This window comes from Sphingomonas sp. 7/4-4, assembly GCF_027941955.1.
Classification (GTDB): domain Bacteria; phylum Pseudomonadota; class Alphaproteobacteria; order Sphingomonadales; family Sphingomonadaceae; genus Sphingomonas.
Genome location: NZ_CP115960.1, coordinates 135,799 through 154,851, shown reverse-complemented (window position 1 = coordinate 154,851; position 19,053 = coordinate 135,799). Strand labels below are relative to the sequence as shown.

At 62.0% G+C, this 19,053-nt stretch carries 16 protein-coding genes, 1 tRNA gene and 5 pseudogenes; 7 read left to right on the top strand and 15 right to left on the bottom strand.

Translation table 11 applies throughout. The features are described 5' to 3' along the window. Positions 1 to 5: 5 nt before the first annotated feature. The 7 genes and pseudogenes from PIB19_RS00810 to PIB19_RS00780 form a co-directional block, all read right to left on the bottom strand. Positions 6 to 1,682: pseudogene (locus PIB19_RS00810) on the bottom strand (ATP-binding protein); the annotation flags it as partial. After that, positions 1,679 to 2,122 carry a very short patch repair endonuclease gene (locus PIB19_RS00805; RefSeq protein WP_271239276.1) on the bottom strand — a complete coding sequence of 148 codons (444 nt, stop codon included), beginning with the start codon at positions 2,120 to 2,122 and terminating at the stop codon, positions 1,679 to 1,681. The pseudogene PIB19_RS00810 and the gene PIB19_RS00805, both read right to left, overlap by 4 nt. Next, positions 2,119 to 3,219, bottom strand: coding sequence for a DNA cytosine methyltransferase (locus PIB19_RS00800; RefSeq protein ID WP_271239275.1), 1,101 nt, complete (start codon positions 3,217 to 3,219; stop codon positions 2,119 to 2,121). The genes PIB19_RS00805 and PIB19_RS00800 overlap by 4 nt, the downstream gene beginning before the upstream one ends. Next, positions 3,219 to 3,398, bottom strand: a complete 180-nt coding sequence (locus PIB19_RS00795; RefSeq protein ID WP_271239274.1) for a toxin-antitoxin system HicB family antitoxin — start codon at positions 3,396 to 3,398, stop codon at positions 3,219 to 3,221. Before PIB19_RS00795 ends, PIB19_RS00800 begins: the two co-directional genes overlap by 1 nt. 217 nt (positions 3,399 to 3,615) lie before the next feature. Further along, positions 3,616 to 4,032, bottom strand: a complete 417-nt coding sequence (locus tag PIB19_RS00790) for a restriction endonuclease (protein WP_271241069.1) — start codon at positions 4,030 to 4,032, stop codon at positions 3,616 to 3,618. Positions 4,033 to 4,254: 222 nt separating this feature from the next. Then, positions 4,255 to 4,832, bottom strand: a pseudogene (locus tag PIB19_RS00785) (hypothetical protein); the annotation flags it as partial. A 16-nt stretch (positions 4,833 to 4,848) separates the two neighbouring features. Continuing rightward, positions 4,849 to 5,274, bottom strand: a complete 426-nt coding sequence (locus tag PIB19_RS00780) for a hypothetical protein (RefSeq protein WP_271239273.1) — start codon at positions 5,272 to 5,274, stop codon at positions 4,849 to 4,851. 728 nt (positions 5,275 to 6,002) lie between these two features. Here PIB19_RS00780 and PIB19_RS00775 point away from each other — a divergent pair. Then, the gene (locus tag PIB19_RS00775) at positions 6,003 to 6,626 is read left to right on the top strand and encodes a hypothetical protein (protein WP_271239272.1); all 624 of its coding nucleotides are present in this window, start codon (positions 6,003 to 6,005) and stop codon (positions 6,624 to 6,626) included. Beyond that, the gene (locus PIB19_RS00770) at positions 6,626 to 7,102 is read left to right on the top strand and encodes a hypothetical protein (RefSeq protein WP_271239271.1); all 477 of its coding nucleotides are present in this window, start codon (positions 6,626 to 6,628) and stop codon (positions 7,100 to 7,102) included. The genes PIB19_RS00775 and PIB19_RS00770 overlap by 1 nt, the downstream gene beginning before the upstream one ends. On the opposite strand, the pseudogene PIB19_RS00765 reads toward PIB19_RS00770, so the two are convergent. From PIB19_RS00765 to PIB19_RS00755, 3 genes and pseudogenes are all read right to left on the bottom strand, one after another. Beyond that, positions 7,092 to 7,694 (bottom strand): annotated as a pseudogene (locus PIB19_RS00765) (hypothetical protein); the annotation flags it as partial. The gene PIB19_RS00770 and the pseudogene PIB19_RS00765 sit on opposite strands and share 11 nt — an antisense overlap. A 105-nt stretch (positions 7,695 to 7,799) precedes the next feature. Next, a complete protein-coding gene (locus PIB19_RS00760) occupies positions 7,800 to 9,116 on the bottom strand; it encodes a site-specific DNA-methyltransferase (RefSeq protein WP_271239270.1) in 1,317 nt (438 codons plus the stop codon). Between the two features lie 753 nt (positions 9,117 to 9,869). Further along, positions 9,870 to 9,959: transfer RNA gene (locus tag PIB19_RS00755), tRNA-Ser, on the bottom strand. 133 nt (positions 9,960 to 10,092) lie between these two features. On the opposite strand from PIB19_RS00755, the gene hspQ reads away from it, so the two are divergent. Next, positions 10,093 to 10,473 carry a heat shock protein HspQ gene (gene hspQ, locus PIB19_RS00750; protein ID WP_271239269.1) on the top strand — a complete coding sequence of 127 codons (381 nt, stop codon included), beginning with the start codon at positions 10,093 to 10,095 and terminating at the stop codon, positions 10,471 to 10,473. A gap of 43 nt (positions 10,474 to 10,516) precedes the next feature. Here the strand turns inward: hspQ and PIB19_RS00745 are convergent, their stop codons facing one another. Both PIB19_RS00745 and PIB19_RS00740 read right to left on the bottom strand, forming a co-directional pair. Next, positions 10,517 to 12,451, bottom strand: a complete 1,935-nt coding sequence (locus PIB19_RS00745; protein WP_271239268.1) for a TonB-dependent receptor plug domain-containing protein — start codon at positions 12,449 to 12,451, stop codon at positions 10,517 to 10,519. A gap of 358 nt (positions 12,452 to 12,809) precedes the next feature. Further along, positions 12,810 to 13,286, bottom strand: a pseudogene (locus PIB19_RS00740) (TonB-dependent receptor plug domain-containing protein); the annotation flags it as partial. A 333-nt stretch (positions 13,287 to 13,619) separates the two neighbouring features. Between PIB19_RS00740 and rplU the strand changes: the two are divergent. From rplU to PIB19_RS00720, 4 genes and pseudogenes are all read left to right on the top strand, one after another. Beyond that, complete coding sequence (rplU, locus tag PIB19_RS00735; RefSeq protein ID WP_271239267.1) at positions 13,620 to 14,000, top strand: 50S ribosomal protein L21; 381 nt, start codon at positions 13,620 to 13,622, stop codon at positions 13,998 to 14,000. Positions 14,001 to 14,024: 24 nt separating this feature from the next. Next, positions 14,025 to 14,294 carry a 50S ribosomal protein L27 gene (gene rpmA / locus PIB19_RS00730; RefSeq protein ID WP_271239266.1) on the top strand — a complete coding sequence of 90 codons (270 nt, stop codon included), beginning with the start codon at positions 14,025 to 14,027 and terminating at the stop codon, positions 14,292 to 14,294. A 174-nt stretch (positions 14,295 to 14,468) separates the two neighbouring features. Further along, entirely contained in the window at positions 14,469 to 14,912 is a 444-nt protein-coding gene (locus tag PIB19_RS00725; RefSeq protein WP_271239265.1) for a GNAT family N-acetyltransferase, read from the top strand. 260 nt (positions 14,913 to 15,172) lie between these two features. Continuing rightward, positions 15,173 to 15,759, top strand: a pseudogene (locus tag PIB19_RS00720) (TetR/AcrR family transcriptional regulator). Positions 15,760 to 15,765: 6 nt separating this feature from the next. Here the strand turns inward: PIB19_RS00720 and PIB19_RS22700 are convergent. Genes PIB19_RS22700 through spt form a run of 3 tightly spaced genes read right to left on the bottom strand, consistent with a single transcriptional unit; the run spans position 15,766 to position 19,053 of the window. Further along, entirely contained in the window at positions 15,766 to 16,197 is a 432-nt protein-coding gene (locus tag PIB19_RS22700; RefSeq protein ID WP_336297226.1) for a response regulator, read from the bottom strand. 50 nt (positions 16,198 to 16,247) lie between these two features. Beyond that, a complete protein-coding gene (locus PIB19_RS00715; protein ID WP_336297225.1) occupies positions 16,248 to 17,741 on the bottom strand; it encodes an ATP-binding protein in 1,494 nt (497 codons plus the stop codon). Between the two features lie 49 nt (positions 17,742 to 17,790). Next, a complete protein-coding gene (gene spt, locus PIB19_RS00710; protein ID WP_271239264.1) occupies positions 17,791 to 19,053 on the bottom strand; it encodes a serine palmitoyltransferase in 1,263 nt (420 codons plus the stop codon).

The following is a 19,053-nucleotide window of genomic DNA, read 5'->3' as shown; positions in this document are numbered from 1 at the left end:
TCGGTGGCCGTCTCCTGAAGGTCGGGAATCTGGTTCGCGTTCGCGATTTCTATCAGACGGCGCAGCTTCGAGCGAACCGCCCGCATTTCCTTTCGCGTTTCGTGCTCGATCGCTAGAGCCGCCATGCCCGCCGAAGCGAGCGGTCCCAAGATGACACGCGACGCTTCGTCGCTTTCGCGGACTTTCTCCAAGCTGGCATCGACGTCATCGAGTTCCGCTTCGATCGCGACGATCGTTTCGTCGTTAGGGTGAGAGGCAAGCGCGTCGTCGACCAGCTTTCGAAGGCGGCGAAGTTTAGACTCCGGCCGTTCGGATGGCCGAACCAACTCTACTTCTTCGGCAACGCGTCGCCGCTTCAACGTCGCGTAAAAGTCGATCGACTGCCTCACGGCATCCTTCAGGGCCGAGAAGGCTTTGTTCGCGACGAGGCGATCGCGCGATACCTGTATCTTCAGGAATTCGCCCGAGCTGCGACGGCTTCCGTCGGCCAGCTTGTTTTCTCTTGAGGTGTTGACGTTTACGACGCCGAAAATTCGACCCTGGGTGGGAAGATCGTTCAGCGCGCGCGCGACGTGAAGATGGTCGGGAAGAAGCTTGGAGCGGTTTCGCCGATGGGAATGATCGTACTCTAGATCGAGCCAATCGTTTTCGGAGCCGTAGTACGGCAGGCGAAAGCCCTTATCGAACACGGTGACACCACCGTACTTCTCGAAATACTCGCGCATGTCATAGACAGACACCCCACCGGCCTGCCGCCCCGCAAGGTTGTAGATACGAATTTCCCAATCCGCTTCGCGCAGAAAGTCGGGACAGTCAAAGCTTTCGGAATAAACCTCGTCGTCGAAAGCAACGGCGACACGGGAAGTGTTTCTGCGACCGTCGCGCTCGATTTTGCCCCGGATGACCGCCTGATAGTTTTCGAGTGCTTGCGTGAGCTGCGTTTCGAAAGCCTCGTCGATTCCCGGAAGATCGGTTTTGAAGACGATACGGAAGTCGTTGGGATCGCCCCTCCGCCGGCGATTGTTGCCGAACAGGTAGATCGGGGAGTTCAACATCCAGATCTGACGACCGAGTTCCCTGATTTCCTCTTCGTTCCAAAGCTGCTTCAAACCGTGCAGGACCACTAGCGTGCCTGAGGGTGAGCTGTGCGGATACATTGCGGGATCGGTCGGCTCGACCCGGTATAGTGCTTCCGCCTCCGTCAGACTCCCCGTGTCGATGGCCGTCTCCCAGTCGACGAACGCATGGAGGCGCGTGCGGCTGCCTTTGGCGGTCGAAAGGAGTTGCATCCGCTCCGCGAGAAACTGGGCGGAGAGGCGACCGACGCCCTTCGACCCGGTGACGCGCCTGTTCAACGTCCGGCTGGTCTCGGAATGCTGTTTGTGCCGCGTGCCTACGGTCATCCAGTAGTCGAGGAACTCCTTCTCGGTCATCCCATGCCCGTCGTCGGAAATCTCGATCCTCGACTGCGTGAGAGTGATGACGCAACGCGTCGCATCCGCGTCATAGGCATTCTTGATGAGCTCGGCCAAGGCGATGTACGGCTTGCCGACGAGGCGCTCGCCAAGTTCTCGCAGCAGCGCGGAGTCGGCCTTGAAATAAGTTACCTTGTTTTGGGCGGCGCCAAGCTGCGCGTCGAAATCGTCGACTTCCGGTTCCGTCGTGATGGCTTGGTCGGTCACGCCGTTGCCTCCGATCGAAAACCTGGCTCGTCGAGAAAGGCCTTGAGCTTCTTCGCGAGCGGCTCGAGGAAGCGCGTCTCACATTCCCAAACGACTAATGTTTTCCAGCCGGCCTTTTGCAGCGCCATCTCCGCGGAACGATCTCGTTCGACGTTTCGATCGAATTTCTCCGCCCAGAATTCGGCCCGCTTCTTCGGAGTGCTCGCTTTCGAACAACCCGGATGGCGATGCCAAAAGCAACCATGCACGAAAATCGCCTTACGCCGCCTGCCGAATACGATGTCCGGGCTGCCCGGTAGATCCTTGCGGTGCAATCGGAACCGGTAGTTCATAGCGTGGAGCAGGCGACGGACGATCATTTCCGGTTTCGTGTCTCGGCCGCGCACAGCTGACATGATCCTGCGCCGAAGCGGATCGACGTCGGCGAACGGAAGCGTCACCGGCCATACTCTTCGAGATGGGCACTGATGCGACGTGCGATCGCTTGACCTAAGCTTACGGGCACGGCGTTGCCGATGAGGCGACCCAAGGTCTTGATTTCGATCTTCTGTCCCTCTGGCACAAAGGCGTAGTCGGGAGGAAAAGTCTGAATCAGCGCGCCTTCACGCAACGAAATGGCCCGATCTTGTTCGGGATGTCCGAAACGACCGTTTCCGAACCCAAAGAATTGCGTCGTTATCGTCGGCGCCGGCTCGTCCCATTTCATTCGACCGTAAACCGACGAATATCCCTGACCAGTTTCGCGGCGATGGCAGGGCGTCACTAGGTCCTGCTTCCAATCTCGCCAACTTCCGCCTGGCCGAGACGCGCGCATCCGCTTGACGTTATTCTCGGACAACTCGCTGCAACGGTGCAACGGATCGGCTTGGTCCGCCCCACCAGCCGTGAGCGCGGGAAGATCGCCGATGACGTCGCGGACCGTCCTGTATCGATCTGCGGTGTGTGTGGCTTCCGGAACGCCGGGCGGTCCAAACCGAGAAGCGAGAAGAACGAGCCGCGAGCGTGACTGCGGAATGCCGTAGTCCGGGCAATATGCGATCTTCCAATCTACGAAATAGTCGTTGTTTCTCAGTGCCCTGACAAACGTGCTGAAAACGGCAGAACCCATGAACTTCTGGAGCCTCGGCACATTCTCCATTGAAACGACGTCGGGTTGCACCTCGCAGATGAGGCGAGAGAAATGCTCCAGCAATTGCCAGCGACCGTCCTCGCGACCTTGCGAATATTTCGAAAAGGGTTGGCAGGGAGCGCAGCCGACCAGCACTCTAGGAAGACCAGGCGTGAACAGTGAATTCAGTCGGCCGGCATCGATCTTGGCGACATCCTCAAGCAGGAAAGGCGCGTCGTTGTTGCGCTCGAAAGGATACTTGCATTTCGCGTCGAAATCGACGCCTGCCACGATGTCGAACCCTTCGAGCCTAAATCCGTGTGACAGTCCACCGGCACCGCAAAACAGGTCGATGACCGAGCCGCGCGCCGATACGCCCACGCCTTGGCGCGCTTCCGCGGCGCCGCGAGAGGTTTGCAGAGCGGGCATCACCGAACCTTCCGCTTATCGCGAATTTCTTCCTCGGGGACGTCGTAGCCGGCGGAAACCAGGGCATTGAGAATCAAAGAGCGGATCGTGACGCCGTTCTTTGCTGCGTCCATGGCCAGCTTGCGCTTCAGCTCCTGAGGAACACGCAGTTGAAGGATGTCGCTGTCTTTTTGCGCCACGCGCCTCTCCCCCAAGAGTCTGAAGATTGTTCTTCATTATGTCATGAAGAAATGCAAGCGTTTCCGTGCGCTTCGATGACCACCTTCGGCGGAGGACTAGCGATAGGCCGGGAAATCGTGCCCCAGCCGCGACGCGGTGACGCCACGGCTAGATCGCTCATAGCCCCGATGCGTATCGACGAACCAAGATAGGATCGCCGAACGATCTTTCGGCGGTCTAGCCGGCCGCAGCGCCGTCGGCCGCGATAGCGGCGTCGAGCGGGAAGGTACGGCCTAACCATTCGGTAGCTTCGGCTGCGGTTGCCACGCCGGCTCGGTCGATCAAGAGCTCGGCGATGTCGCCCCCTGCACAAACCACTATCGGATGGCCGTCCTCGATCAGCTCTTGATAGGCTTGGTCGGCGAGGAAACTGGTCGTCACCAATATCCCGAATTGCCGATGCCTCAGTCGCGAGATGAGGCGAGAAAGTACTTTTACGCCGAGCCCGGACGTCGGCGCATGACATTTGGCTTCGAGCGCGAAGTCGACGGTGATGCAATTTTGTGATTGCCCCACACGGTACTGGCCTATGCCGTCGCGACCGCCGTCTCGGCTCGGGCGAGTTACATCGAGACTGACGATGTTGGCGTCCATCATACGCGCCACGGCTGCCGCGAAATGCTCGAATGCTACGGGTGATCCCGAAAAATAGTCGTGCACCGCCTTGGCGACGGCACGCTGGTTCGGCGTGCGACCCAATTGCTCGGCTGCCGAGCGCGTGCGTTTCACACGCTCCGCACGAAGCGCCTTTGCGCGACCAGAAGCGATCCATTGCTGGTAAGGCTTCGGGCAGGTCGGACCGAGCTTATCGCCCGCTCGAATGGCACATAGCCATGTCCTGTCCACGCGAGCGACGTCGAGGATCGTGAACACCGCGCGGTAATTCTGAAACCTCTGACCTTCGATCGACTTCCACGTCGCAACGAGGTCGGAGCCGGCGTCAAGATGCTCGGCACCAGGCACGGCCAGGCCACGAAAGATCGCGTCTCTCCGGTTTTCACCTTTCGAAAAGATCAGAAAAGGGGCACTTTGACGCGATCGTCCGGCCCGCCATGAGTCCACTCGAACACGTTGCGAAGGATCTGGTTTCCCCCGCGTCCTGACCGACGATCGTGCAGCTCGTATCCTGGCCTGCGATTATCGCCATAATAGTAGAACAGTCCGTTCTCTTCGTCGATCGCATCGGGCCAGTCGGCCTCGGACATCGTCGTGTAGAGCACGACGAGTTCCGGCATGGCGATGCTCCCCGAAAAGCGAAAGCCACCCTGATTTCCCGTTCCGGTTAGAGGTGCAAGGGGTTCCGACCCCACAGTCGTCGAACTACGATCGCTCTGATAGATTGCATCTACGATGAGGTCTGCCGACTTGAGGTCGCCGAATGGTACGCTGCTCATCTGTACGTCGTTTCGGTCATGCGCGGCGCCGAGCTTGGCCGCCTCCGGTTGGCATGTTCGCGCGGATCAACGCCTCCACGACGCACGGCGGTGAACAATCCCAGATATACCAGGCGCGCTCTATTGGCGTTCCCACGATCGGTCGACCGAGGTCGAAGCCTTGCATCATCATGAACTTGAGAATGACCTGTTCACTGAGATGATAATAGTCCGATCGGCCAACATGCCGCCGATGCGATAGATGAGCGAGCACCCGATAGAGTTCGGCGACGCGTTCAAGTTTCTCGCCACCTTGCGCGTCGATCGGCTGTGCCATGTCGGCTGCACCATTGAAGCCTTCGTGAGCTTCGCCGTGGCAATCGATACAGAGCGTTACGCCGTTACCTGTTTGGAAACGTGCTTCGGGCAAGAGCGATTTTCGGAAGACGTGATGCGCCGCCACACGAGTGTCGGCCTCGCATATGACGCACCTGTTGCCGTCACGCGTTCGGACGAAAAGGCTCCAGTAGCGGTGGCAGGTTTGGTCGCTACGGCCGTTTCGGACAGCGGCATTCAGTAGCTCCAAGCGCCGGTCTAGATCACACTTCGATCGTTCGATCATTTGTGTCGCCCCTCGATCAATGGACGCCAGCGACCCAAATGCGCTGCACCGCGACCCACCTTCGAACGACCTTAGAATTGACCCACCCATTCGCTCTTCGCAAGCTGCACGGTGGTGGAGGATGGTGGTATCGCGGCAGATTGAAGGCAGCCCGGCTGCAAAGTTCCATCTGTCGCCCCAGCCGCCGCTCACCGCTGGATAACGAACGGCGGCTTTCAGGATTTCGCCAATTCGGTCCCAACGACCGATGTGAGGGCGCGAAGCGGACTTTATCCAGAATCGTCCTTATCCCGTCGAATAGACTTGCTTCGCGCCCCGTTGCGAGCAATTTGCCCCTGCCTTCGGTGAAAGCCCGAAGGTGGGGCGTGGAAACCCCTGCTACTCATGCTCGGTCAACAGCTTTGCTGAAGGCCGGGTGGCATGCGCGCATGTCCAGCCGGCAACGGTAAAGGCGCATGCGCCTGTGAGTAGCAGGTTTCCAACATCCGGCTTCAGGCCGTCGCCCCGAGAGGACATAGGAGCGACGAGAGATGCCAAGCCGGACCAAGTGGATAGATGCTGTTGGGCAAGTGGCACTGACACTTTGCATTTTTTCATTATCAGTAAGCCAGGCATCGGCTCAAAACACGAATGGCAGAGACGCAAAACAGCAGTCCAAGCTGCTCGAGCAATACGCCCGCCTGTCGCCCGCCGATTTCGCGGCGAAGGTCAAGATCGACGATGATGAGCTCGAGGTAGCAGCGACACTGACCACGGAGCCTGGATTCAGGTTTAAGGGCGGCTTCACTGACCGCATGCGCGCCGACAGCTTTTTACGAGCGATCATAAACAAGCGCACCGGCACTGCAACGTTCCAGCTCTACGCAGTCCTGCTCTACTCCGGCGAATATCGGCAATTCACCGACGCCAACTATCAAGCGGGCGACAGTCCCGCATCGACGCCGCTTACGATCAGCAGCCACCGCGTAGATTGCCAATATGGGTGTGTGAATACCGACGACATCGCTTTCGAGGTGCCAGAGACAGTGCTTCGCGGTCTGGCGAAACGTGCTGACGAGCGACCGGTTCGCCCTTGGCGCTTCCGCCTCAAGGCGCGGACCGGAGAGGACTGGAGCGACGACATGGCACCCGCCGAAGCGGCCGGTCTGCTCGCAGCGGTCGATGGCTATCGGCAGAAGCACCAGCTTCCGTGATGCGCCCGGAAGCCCTCGCGGAGCCGTCCTCGCGCGGCATGGGACATCGCACTGCCCAGCGCGCTGTCGAGATACTGCTGGAAGTCGATCCGGCCTACCGCTGTCCCACCAGGGCCGAACGCGACGCGATGCTGGTCGGCTTTGCCAGACATCGTAAGGTTTTGTACGGTGCCGCCTTCGATGTGATCCGGGTGGAAGGCGATCTCGATCTGTCTAATTCCGACGCCGTGGCGGAGGCGATCGAGCGCATCACGATCTGCGAGGTGAAGTCCACCAATCGCGCGGCCATGGGCTCGGACCTCAAAGGTTATTTCTTCAATATCACAGCGGCGGAGCTGCTAACGGCCCAAAGCGTCGGCGAGCGCTATCGCTTCGTGTTCGTAAACACACTGACTGGCGAGCATCAGGAAATGCGACTGGCAGAAATCTTCGGGCGGGCACGCGCCATGTACCCGGCTTGGCACATCAGATTCTAGGCCACGGGAAACGGGCGCTGAAGACGGGGTGGCAGGGACTTGTTGAGCTTGTTCCAGCGCCTTCGCAGGTAGTTAATAATTTTTTGCGATCCGCCGAGTTGCAGTGGTCGTCGGTCAAGACTGGAAGGCATTCTTCTATGTTGCCTCGCATCAGTAGAACCGCCTCCAGGTCGCGCTGCTGCTCCGGCCACATTGGTCCGACGATCTCGACGGACCCGTCATTTCGGATGATCACATCGTCCGGGTGCGGATAGACGTTCGGAGTGGGGATACCTCGCCGCTCACAATCGCGGAAAGGAGCACTCCACCGTTCTTTGTGGTCGAGCGCATTGTTGAACATTTTCTCCTGCTCTCTCGCAAGCGTACGACTGCTCTCCTTGTAGTAGTCGAGCAGCACCTTGTGTGCAGCCACTCGGTGCTGAGCCGGCGTTTTTAAGTTGTAGGCGATCTCGTAGAGGTTGCGGACAGATCCTTCGATCAATGACTTGGGGTCTTCGCCCTTCGTAGTGATGTTGCCCACTTTGGTAATTACGGCGGCGAAGTTGTCTAGCATCCGAAGCCGTTCATAGTCGCCGAGCATATCGTGCGCCTTGCGTTTTGGGGGACGGCCCTTTGGATTTGGCGAGGGCTGCCCCTTTTTCCACCGGTGCGCCTCGGGGGATTGCCCGGTCCAACCTTAGACCGTCCTCCGCGCTGCTCATCGTTCGCCATCGCGAGCCTGCTCGTTCTCCTGAGCCTCGTGAGCAATAGCTTCCCGCTCGATAAATCGCTCTCCTGTGGAGAGTAGCACTGGCTCGATGCCGGTGGCCTTGCGGAACCGTCTGAGCGCCACGTCTACGTATTTGGGATCGAGTTCCATGGCGCGCGCGGCACGTCCGGTTTCTTCGGCCGCCAGAAAAATCGTGCCGGAGCCAGCAAAAGGATCTAGCACGATCCCGCCACGTCGGCTGCAGTCAAGAATTGCGTCAGCAATCAACGCGAGGGGCTTTGGCGTAGCGTGGGCGGCCAAGAGCTCATCCCGCCCCTTGGCGAACCCAGCCATTCCTTCATATTCCCACGCGGTGCTGCGATCGCGGCCACTTGGTCCCAGATTGTTGATGAACGGGCGCCTGCCCTTTTTGAACGCCACGATGAACTCAGTACGGCTGCGATACCATGAGCCCAGTGTAGGGAACGGCTTTACCCAGGTAATTATGCCTTTCAATTCGTCATAGACAATGCGACCAGCGCGCAGCAGCTCATGCAAGAAGTGCCAGCTCATGAAGATCATGTGCAGAGCTCCGTCTTGGCTGTGCTCGGCCATGTTGCGCATCGCGCTCGTCATAAAGCGCGTAAACTCTGCACTCGAGAGCTCGCCGGCGCCTTGGAGGAAATCGGTGTGTCGACCGGTTGTGGAGATGGTATCGGCGCTGAGATTGTAGGGCGGGTCGCTCAAAACGAATTGCGCGAGCTTTCCGGCCATGAGGGCGGAATAGCTCGCACTGTTCAACGCATCGCCGCACAGCAGCCGATGATTACCGAGTAGCCAGAGGTCGCCGGGCCGCGAGACTATATTGGCGGTCTCGGGGACCACCTCGTCGCATTCGTGATCCGAAAGTTGGCCCAACCCTAGCAGTCGATCCAGTTCGGGGGTCTCGATTCCCAGCTCGGAAAACTCGAGATTACCCAGCAACGTATGGATGTCGGCGAGTTCTAATGAAAGCTCCTCTTCATCGTACCCCGCAAGGTCGGCGAGCTTGTTGGCTGCGATCGCATATGCCCGCAATTGGGCTTCGTCCAAATGGTCTAATACCACAACAGGGATGCGGTTGAGGCCCAGCTGCTTCGCCGCTTCGACCAAAGCCGTGCCGCAAACGATTCGATTTTCCGAATCAATAGCGACGGGCTGATTGAATCCGTACTCTCGGATTGACCTGCACAGCCGCTCGATCTGTGACTTTGAATGTGTGCGAAAGTCGCGCCTTCTGGCCTTAAGCTCTCTAGGTGCGCGGTGAAAAAGCACGAGATCGTTCATGGGCCTAAATCCACAAGATCCGCCGGGGCGGGGTTCAACGCTCTTGTGGTGGGGCCAGCCTGACCATCTAACGCGCTTGCGCCGCGATCTGTGCTCCAGCTGAGATAGCTAGGATTGGCTAGATTGAAAAGACCTTACCGCGGATTGGCTACTTCGACGCCGCGTCGCAGCTGGCGTCGAGGCAAAAGCTGAAATGCTTCCCTATGCACCGTGTTGCCTTCCACATCGCTCCCTGTTTTTCCAAGTCGAGATTGCGATCGCGAACTCCCTAAATCGCTGATTTAATCGCAAGAAATCGCCAGTCTCTCGCGAGAGCAAACGAAAGCCCTCCCTGTTAACGCCGAAAACAGGGAGAAAGTGTGCTTCTGACGCTCGACGGCATAACGGTACCAGACGGTATGTCTCCGGAGAAAAAGCACCAGATGTGAGAGAACTTGACCGCCTTAACGACTCTTCGCGGTACCGAACGGCCCGCGGAATGGCGCAGTTTTGCGGGGAAAAGTAGGTCCGGCCGGGCCAAAACTACCGACGCTGAGGACTAAGTGGCGGAGCCATCATGATTCGAACGTTTGGTATCGCTCGATGGCATTTCGAGTTCGGTACTGCGCCAACCGTCGCGAGAGAATTTCCTGCAATTCGCGGTACTAATGGCTAGCAGCGGACTCTCTGCACTACCGAATGAAACCGGGAATGGCGCAGTTTCGCGGCAAAGGTGCCACTTTTCTCTGCTATCTCAATATCTTGAAGACTTGGTGGCGGAGAGGGTGGGATTCGAACCCACGGTACCCGTGAGGGCACAACGGTTTTCGAGACCGTCCCAATCGACCACTCTGGCACCTCTCCGCAGGGGGCGGCACGCTGGATGGACCCTGTCGGAGCCCGCGTACCGGTCGATGAGGGCGGGCCCTTAGCGCAATGAATCCGGGGCCGCAAGCGCAGTGCTTGTGCAGCGGCGCACAAGCACTAGATTATTGTCATGTCGCGTGAGTCCATCCCCGCCCCGCCCTTCGAAGCCGCAGTGCCGATGCCGCCGGTATCCTCCGCCCGCTTCGCGATCGGCGATGTGGTGCGCCATCGGATGTTCGATTTCCGCGGCGTGATCTTCGACGTCGATCCCGTCTTCGCCAATTCGGACGAATGGTATGAGGCGATCCCCGAGGACGTGCGGCCGCGCAAGGACCAGCCTTTCTACCACCTGCTCGCCGAGAACGCCGAATCGAGCTACATCGCCTATGTCAGCCAGCAGAACCTCGTGGTCGACGAAACCGACGAGCCGGTCGATCATCCCGCGATCGCCGGGCTGTTCGAGCGCTACGCCGGCGGACGCTACAAGCTGAAGCCGCTGCACCGGCACTAGGCATGGAAAGGGAGCCAACGCGGCCCCCTTTCCATTTCTTCCCTCAGAACTGCGCGGTGAAGCGCCCGTAGAGGAAGCGCCCGTTGAAGCCGAAAGGCGAGAAGCTGCTATAGGGCTGATAATAGGCATCGACCGGATAGAGGCCGCCGACATTCGTCGGGCGGGCGCCGGTGGGCCGCGCAGTGGGATAGACGTCGAACAGGTTGTTCGCGCCGAACGCGAAGGTGGCGTGCTCCTTGAGCGTCACGCGCAGTTCGAGATCGGTGACCCATTTTGGCTCGAGGAAGACGTCGTCGGGACCATAAGCCGTGAGGCTGGTCGGGTCGCTGATCGGCGGAGTCGCACCGGGAGCGATCACTTTGCCGTAACGGGTGGTGCGCGCGGTGATCCCGAAGGCGCCGAGCGATCCGTCGGCGCTGAGCACGACCTTGTCCTTGGGCTGGCCGTTGGTGAAGCGGATGCCTTCAACGCGGCCGAACAGGATCAGACCCGGTATCTGCGCGAGCGGGCCAAGATCGGTGATCCGGCGATCGATCCTGGTGGTATTGCGGTTATACGCCGCCGAGAGCGACCAATTACCCAGCGCCTCCAGTCCCATCCGATACGTGGCGACCACGTCGAAGCCCCGGGTAGTGGTATCCAGCCCGTTGATGAAAAAGCGTGCCGCGCCGACCGACTGGAAACCGTTGGCGTCGAGGACCGCCTTGACCGCGGCGTTGACCGCCGCCGTGCCGCTGCCCGCCGCACCGAGATTCTCGGTCAGGACGACCCGGTCCTTGATCTTGATGTGGTAATAATCGGCGGTGACGTTGAATCCGCGGAACGGGTTCAACGTCGCGCCCGCGCTCCAGTTGACTGACTTTTCCGGTTTAAGCGGCTTGGAGCCGAGTGCGCGCGCCACCGGACTGGATACCGGCTGGGTGCTGATCTCGACCGGCACGCCCGAAATGAAATTGGTCGAGGTCGTCGTGAAATATTGCTGATGGAGCGAGGGTGCGCGGAAACCGTTCGACACCGAACCGCGGATCGCGATGCCGGGAGTGAACTCGTAGCGCGCTGCGAGCTTGCCGTTTAGCGTGCCGCCGAAATCAGAGAAATGCTCGTAGCGGCCCGCCGCGGTGACGGTGAAGCCCCGGAACAGATCGGTGTCGAGTTCGACATAGCCGGCATAGCTGTGGCGGCTGACATCGGTTTCGGCCGAGGCCGGGAAGCCCGGAAAGCCCTGCGCGCCGACCAATGCACCCCGGCCGGGGAAGGTGCAGATGCCGGTCACCGCATTGTAGACGCCGCCCTGCGTCGCGCAGTTCGGCGCGGTGGTGGCCTGCGCCGCGACGAAATAGGGCCCGATCGCAAAGGATTGGGTCTCGCCCGGCCGGATGTTGAAGGCGTCGTTGCGATACTCCGCGCCGAACGCGAGCGTAAGCGGCTCGGCGAGCCCGAAATCGAATTCCTGGCTGAGATCGAGATTGGCGGTGAGCTGGCCGAAGGCGAGCCCGCCCGAATCGAAGTCTTGCTGCGAGAGTGGTCCGTAGGAGGTGTTGAGGCTGTTCTCGGTGCGGTAATCGAACTGGTTGTGGCCATAGACGATCGAGAGATCGGCGGAGAAGCCGGCAACGTCGCCGCGAATGCCGAGCGCTGCCGAATAATCGGTCAGGTCCGAATGGATGAAGGGCAGGAAGCCGTCGGCCCGGAGCGGCACGAAGTTGGCGGTGGTGGGCGTGGTGGCCGGGGTGATCACCGACCAGTTGCGATTGTTCGCCGAGGCCGACTGGCGCCAGTTTGCGGCGCTGAGGCCGTCGCGCTTCGAATAGGAGCCGAAGGCGTAGAGCTCGAACGTGCCGATCGGCACACCGGTGTTGACGAAGACATTGTAGTCCTCGGTCTTCGGGTCGCCATATCGGAAGTTGAGGCGGTTGAAGCCGATTTCGCGCGAGATCGAAGGCCGCGGTGGGACGATTATAGTTCGGGCGGAGATCATATCCGGCACGATTGGTATTGTCCCGGTCGCGATATTCGGCGGTGACGTTGAAATAGCCTTCGGGGCCGATCGGCAGGCCGACGTTGAACCCGAGCGTCCAGAGATCGCCGTCATTGGCCTTGCGCTCGCCGCTGCGATTGGCGGCGAGGATACGCCCGTCGGCGGGATCGAACACCGGCTGGCCGCCGGTCAGCGCGAGGCCGGTGACGTTGGGCACGCCGTCCATCGTGGTGATGTACTTGCCATAGCTCACCTGCGCGCGGCCGCCGTGATTGGCGCGCTTGAGCTGGACGTTGATCACGCCGGCGATCGCATCCGAGCCATATTGCGACGAAGCGCCGTCGCGCAGGACCTCGATACGGTCGATCGCGAGTGCGGGGATCGTGTTGAGATCGACCGCGGCCGAGCCGCGCCCCACAGATCCGTTGACGTTGAGCAGCGCAGTGACGTGGCGCCGCTTGCCGTTGACCAGCACCAGCGTCTGGTCGGGAGCGAGGCCACGAAGCGATGCGGGGCGGATCACGTCGGTGCCGTCGGTGATCGACGGCTGCGGGAAATTGAACGACGGCACGAGGTTGTTGAGGATCTTGTTGGTCTCGCCCAGTCCCGAGCTGGAGAGCGCCTCGGACGAGATCACGTCGATCGGCACCGGGCTGTCGGCGACAGTGCGGTTCGCGGCGCGCGTGCCGGTGACGACGATCGTGTTGCCGGGATCGTCGTCGGGCACTGCGTCGTCGGGCGTGGCGCCCTCGATTTGGGTCGCTGGCGGAGCCGCGGCAGTCTGGGCCTGAACTGAAGCGGCAAATGCAAATGCCGAAGCAGAGACCGAGAGCATCGAGATGATCGAGCGTCGCATGATTTTGCCTCCCTTTAGGAAGTTTGCCTTCCGGAGAGCATCATGCGCGCTTCGTTGTGCAACGAAAGAGCAACCCTTGTGCGCTGCAATAGTATTTCCGGCGCTGTTGCTACTGCGCAACATTCTGGAAGTACGGGATCCGCGAACGGTGGAGTGGCGACACATGATGGCCGCCCGCGCAAGATCACGCGGCTACCGGGCGGGAAAATGGCACTCCACGGTTGACAGGGCAGGCCTCTTCGCATAGCTGCGCCCTTCCTCCTGCCGGGGTGATCCTTGGCGGGCACAAGCTTTTGTAGGTTAGACATCGCCATGTTCGCTATCGTGCGCACGGGCGGCAAGCAGTATCGCGTTGCCGCTGGAGACAAGATCGTCGTCGAGAAGCTCGACGGAGAAGCCGGTTCGACGGTCACGCTGGGCGACGTTCTGCTCGCCGGCGAGGGCAGCGAGCTCAAGGCCACCGACGGCCTCACCGTCTCGGCCGAGATCATCGCGCAGGCGAAGGGCGAGAAGGTCATCGTCTTCAAGAAGCGCCGCCGGCACAATTATCGCCGCAAGAACGGCCATCGCCAGAACCACACGATCCTGAAGATCATCGCGATCGGTGCGCAGGAAGAGAAGAAGAAGGCCGCGCCCAAGGCGAAGAAGGCCGCAGCTCCCGCCGAGGCAGAAGCCCCGGCCGCGGAAGCGTAAGCGAGATACGAGGAGTAACGCAAAATGGCACATAAGAAAGCAGGCGGCTCTTCGCGCAACGGTCGCGATTCGGCAGGTCGTCGCCTCGGCGTCAAGAAGTTCGGCAGCGAAGCAGTCGTCGCCGGCAACATCATCGTGCGCCAGCGCGGCACCAGGATCTATCCGGGCGTGAACGTGGGCATGGGCAAGGACCATACCCTTTTCGCGCTTACCGACGGCCGCGTGTCGTTCAAGGTCGGCAAGCTTGGCCGCAAATTCTGCTCGGTAGATATGATTGCGGAAGCGGCCGAATAACATCGGGTAACCGGACGGGTTGCCCACCAGGGTGACCCGGGTCCGACGAACGGACCAGCTGAAAAGGGAGACGGGTCGCCCCGGCTCCCTTTTTCTTTGCTCCCTCGAAATGCGGTTGCAAACTGGGTGTCACAGTGACGCGCCAGGGGCACCACAAGACCGAGGAGAATGGTCATGTTCGTGCGTACGCAGAGACTGACATTGCGGCCCGGCTGGACCGAGGACGCTCCCGAACTGGCTCGCGCCATCGGGCATGAGGAAGTGGTGCGCAATCTCGCCCGCGCGCCCTGGCCCTATACGATCGAGGCCGCGGAGACCTTCGCCTCCAGCTTTGAGGAGGCGGCCGAGCCCAAGTTCCTGATCTTCGAACATCAGGGCAGCACGCTGCGGCTGATCGGCGCGATCAGCGTGGGTCCGTTCGAAGACGAGCCGCACGAGCTGGGCTATTGGCTGACCCCGGACGCCTGGGGCCGCGGCTATGCGACCGAGGCGGGCGCCGCCGTGCTGCGTGCGGCGCGCTCGGCGGAATCCGCCGCGTCGCCGCGGGGCATTTCCTCGACAATCCGGCTTCGGGACGCGTGCTGCGCAAGCTGGGCTTCCGCGCCACCGGTCGTGTGAACCAGGTCTATTCGCGCGGCCGCGGTGCCTCCGTGGCATCCGCCCGGTTCGAACTCGACCTGGCGGGCGACGGGGTAGCCGATAACGACCCGCGAAACCGCATGGCGGCGTGAGATTTCACGCCGCCAGATCGGGCTGCGTTTCCTCTCTCCGCATCGGCCATAGTCCCGATCGCGGAAACGCAGCCCTATTCGCCGCTTTCGCCCCGGCGCTTCCTCCCCTAAGCCGGGTTCCCCGAGAGCAAGAGTTAATCTCCGTCGATGTCATCCAGTGCCCGCAAGCGCCTGTCTCCCGAAGAATCGCGCGATGCCGCGCTGGAAGCCGCCCGCGCGCTGCTGCTCGAGGCGGGGCCGCAGGCGGTCACGCTGAAGGCGGTTTCGGCGCGGATCGGGCGGACCCATGCCAATCTCCTCCACCATTTCGGCTCGGCCGCCGGGCTGCAGAAGGCGCTCGCCGCCAGCATCGCCGAATCCGTCACCGCCAAGATCGGCGCGGCGGTGCTGCGCGCGCGTACCGGCGACCATGATCCACGCGAGGTCGTCGACCTGACTTTCGATGCGTTCGGAAAGGAAGGCGCCGGCGCGCTGGCGAGCTGGATGATCCTCAACGGCAACGAAGACGCGCTGGACCCGATCCTCGAGGCGATCCACCGCCTGGTCGACGAGATCGCCGAGGGCATGGCGAAGACGCACTGCCGCTCCATGAGGAGACGCTGCAGCTCACCTTGATGGCGCTGGGCGATGCGCTGTTGGGCGGACCGATGGCCCGCGCGCTCTCGCTTCCCCGCGACAAGGCGCGCGAGATGGCCGCGGCGGCACTGCGTCACTCGGTGGTCAGCGAAGGCTAGGGCCGCTCAGGCGGCTTGCTGGGTTCCCCGGCGCGCCTCGAACTCCACGGCATCGGTCACCGCGCGCGAGAGCGATGCCATGGTGAAGGGCTTGCGGAGCACACCGCGCCCGCCGAACATGTCAGCCTCCGCCTCGCCGGCGAACCCGGTGACGAACAACACCGCCACGCCGTCCAGCCGCTCCCCGAGGCCGGCGATCATCTCCGGGCCCGTCTGTCCCGGCATCTGCACGTCGGAGATGACGAGGTCGAGCGACGCCATCCCGCCGACGGCAACGGGTGCCGCCAGCGGATCGGAGCAGGAGGTCACGCGGTGGCCGAGCTCCTGCAGCGCGCCCACGGTCGCGCCGAGCACCCGGGGATCGTCCTCCACCACCAATATGTCATAAGCCCGGGCCGGCACGACTTCCTCGACCGCGGGCGCGGCCGGTGTAGGCACCTCCACGGCACCGGCCGCCGCCTCGCCGATGTGCCGCGGGAGATAGACCGTTACCTTGGTGCCGCCGCCGAGCTCGGTCTCGATCCCGATCTCGCCCCCGACTGGCGCACGAAGCCGAAGATCTGGCTGAGGCCGAGCCCTGTCCCCTTGCCCACCGGCTTGGTGGTGAAGAAGGGCTCGAACACGCGATCCAGCACTTCGGGCGCCATCCCGCAGCCAGTGTCCGCGACGGTGATCGTGACATAGTCGCCCGCGGGGCACTCGCCGACCTGGTTCTCCTCGAGCGCGGCACCGTCAGTCGTGATCGTCAGCGTCCCGCGCCCTTCCATCGCGTCGCGGGCATTGACCGCCAGGTTGAGCAACGCGTTCTCGAGCTGATGCCGATCGACCCAGACCGCCCACTGCTTGCCCGCATCGCGCGTCTTGACCTTGATCGTGTCGCCCAGCGTACGATCGAGCAGATCGGACATGCCGGCGATCAGTCCGCCCGCCTCCACCGGCTCGGGCAATAAAGGCTCGGAGCGCGAGAAAGCGAGCAGCCGCCGGGTCAGCGCGGCGGCGCGGTTGGCGCCCTCCATCGCATTCTCGATATGCTGCTGGGCGTCGGGGCCGCCGGTGTGGAGATGTCGCTTGGCGAGTTCGAGCCCGCCGAGAACGACCGCGAGCATATTGTTGAAATCATGTGCGATGCCGCCGGTGAGCTGGCCCACCGCTTCCATCTTCTGGACCTGGCGGAGTTGCGCCTCGGCTTGCGCGCGCTCATGCGCTTCGGCGCGCAGGTCGGCCGTGGCGGCGTCGACCGCGAGCTGCAGCTCGGCGGCGCGCTCGCGCTGTGCAGTCGCTTCGGCATCGGCCGCCGCACGCTCGCCTTCGGCCGCGATTGCCAGCCAGCCGAGCAGCACCGCGCCGATGACGATCATCATGCCGAACCCGGTGAGGATCCGTGACGCAAAGCTCGAATTGTCGATCAGTTCGCCCGCGGCGCGCGTGCGATCGCGCAGCAGCACCCGCTCGGAATCGACGATCCCGGTGAGCAACGTCTCCACCGCCTGTCGCGCCGGGCTCTGGCGGACGCGATAATAGCTGCCCCACGCATCGTTGTGGCGCTTGTAGGTCGAATAGAGGGCGGTCTCGCTAAGCTCGCTCCCGCGCGCTTCGAAGGCGCGCCGCAACTGCGCGATTTGCGCCTGCTGCCTGGGGCTGTCGCGCGTGAGTTGCTGGAGCCGGGCAAGTTGTTCGGTCGCACGTCCCCATTGCGCCGCATATTGCTGCCCCAGCGTCCGGTCGGCGCTGACCACATATCGGCCCAGCGCCGCCTCCGCCGCGGATATCGCGCCGGAGAGCTGATTGGCGCGAATGACGACTTCGAACGTGTGCTGCTGGAGCGCGACGGCACGGTCGCGCTCTTGATCGGTGCGCTGCTGCAGGACGATGATCGCCACCAGCACGCCCAGCCCGAGCATCGCGAGCAGGCCGAGTACGAGGATGCGCCAGTTCGTCACACGACGAACCCGCTCCAGCACAATGCCTTGCCCCTCACTCATAGGGTGAATCTAGGGTGCCGGGGGCCTGGGGGAAGCGATTAGAGTCGCTTCAGCTTATCACGCCCACGCTTCGGCCCGCGGCACGGAACATTTCGAGGATTCGTGTAACCTGCTCGGCCGTATGCTCGGCGCAAAGCGAGCAGCGCAGCAGATAAGTGCCGGCCGGCGTCGCGGGCGGACGGGCCATGTTGACGTAGAGCCCGCCGTCGAGCAGCGCCTGCCACATCGTCACAGCCTGCTCCTGATCCTCGAGGATCACTGCGATGATCGCGCTGTCCGGATTCTCGGTGCCGAGACGGAAGCCCATTTCCTTGAGCCCGCCGTGCAGGGTCCGGGCATTTTCCCAGAGATGCGCGCGCTTGTTGTGCGCGTATTGGAGCTTGCGGATCGACGCCGCGGCGGTCGCGACCACCGAAGGCGGCAGCGAAGCAGTGAAGATATAGGCTCGGCAGGCAAGCCGGATCGCCTCGAACTTGGGATGGTTCGACACGCAGAAGCCGCCGACGGTGCCGACCGATTTGGAGAAGGTGCCGACGATGAAGTCGACATCGCCCTCGCAGCCCTGCTCCTCATATACGCCGCGGCCATTGGGGCCGTAAAAGCCCATCGAATGGGCTTCGTCGCTGAGCACCATGGCGCCATGCTTCTTGGCGACTGCGACCATCTCTTTGAGCGGGGCGATGTCGCCGAGCATCGAATAGACGCCTTCGAGCACCACCAATTTGCCCGCCTCCTTCGGCAGGCGGCCGAGGCGCTTGTCGAGATCCTCGATATCATTGTGGCGGAAGCGGACGATCTCGGCATTGCCCTGCTTGCAGCCGTCATAGATCGAGGCGTGGCTGTCCGCGTCGAGGATGACGTACTCGCCCTTCCCCGCCAGCGTCGAGATCATGCCCAGATTGGCCATATAGCCGGTCGAGAAGACGATCGCGCCCGTGACGCCGTAGAATTCGCGCAGTGCCTCCTCGACTTCCATATGGTCGCGGAAGGTGCCGTTGAGCATGCGGCTGCCGTTGGTGCCCGAGCCGAACTGATCGAGCGCGTCCTTGCCGGCCTGGATCACGTCCGGATCGAAGGTCATGCCCATGTAATTATAGGTGCCGAGCAGGATCGTGTCCTTGCCCGCGATCACCGCCTCGGTGGGCGATTTCACCTCATCCATCACGATCGCGAACGGATCGGTGACGCCGCTGTCGAGCAGTGCCTGGCGTTCGGCGATGAGCCCGTCGAACTTGCTCATCAAGTCGCGCTCGGGGGCGACGGCCTCGACGGTTTCGGGAAGCGCGTCGGCGGTCTGTATGGCGTCGGTCAT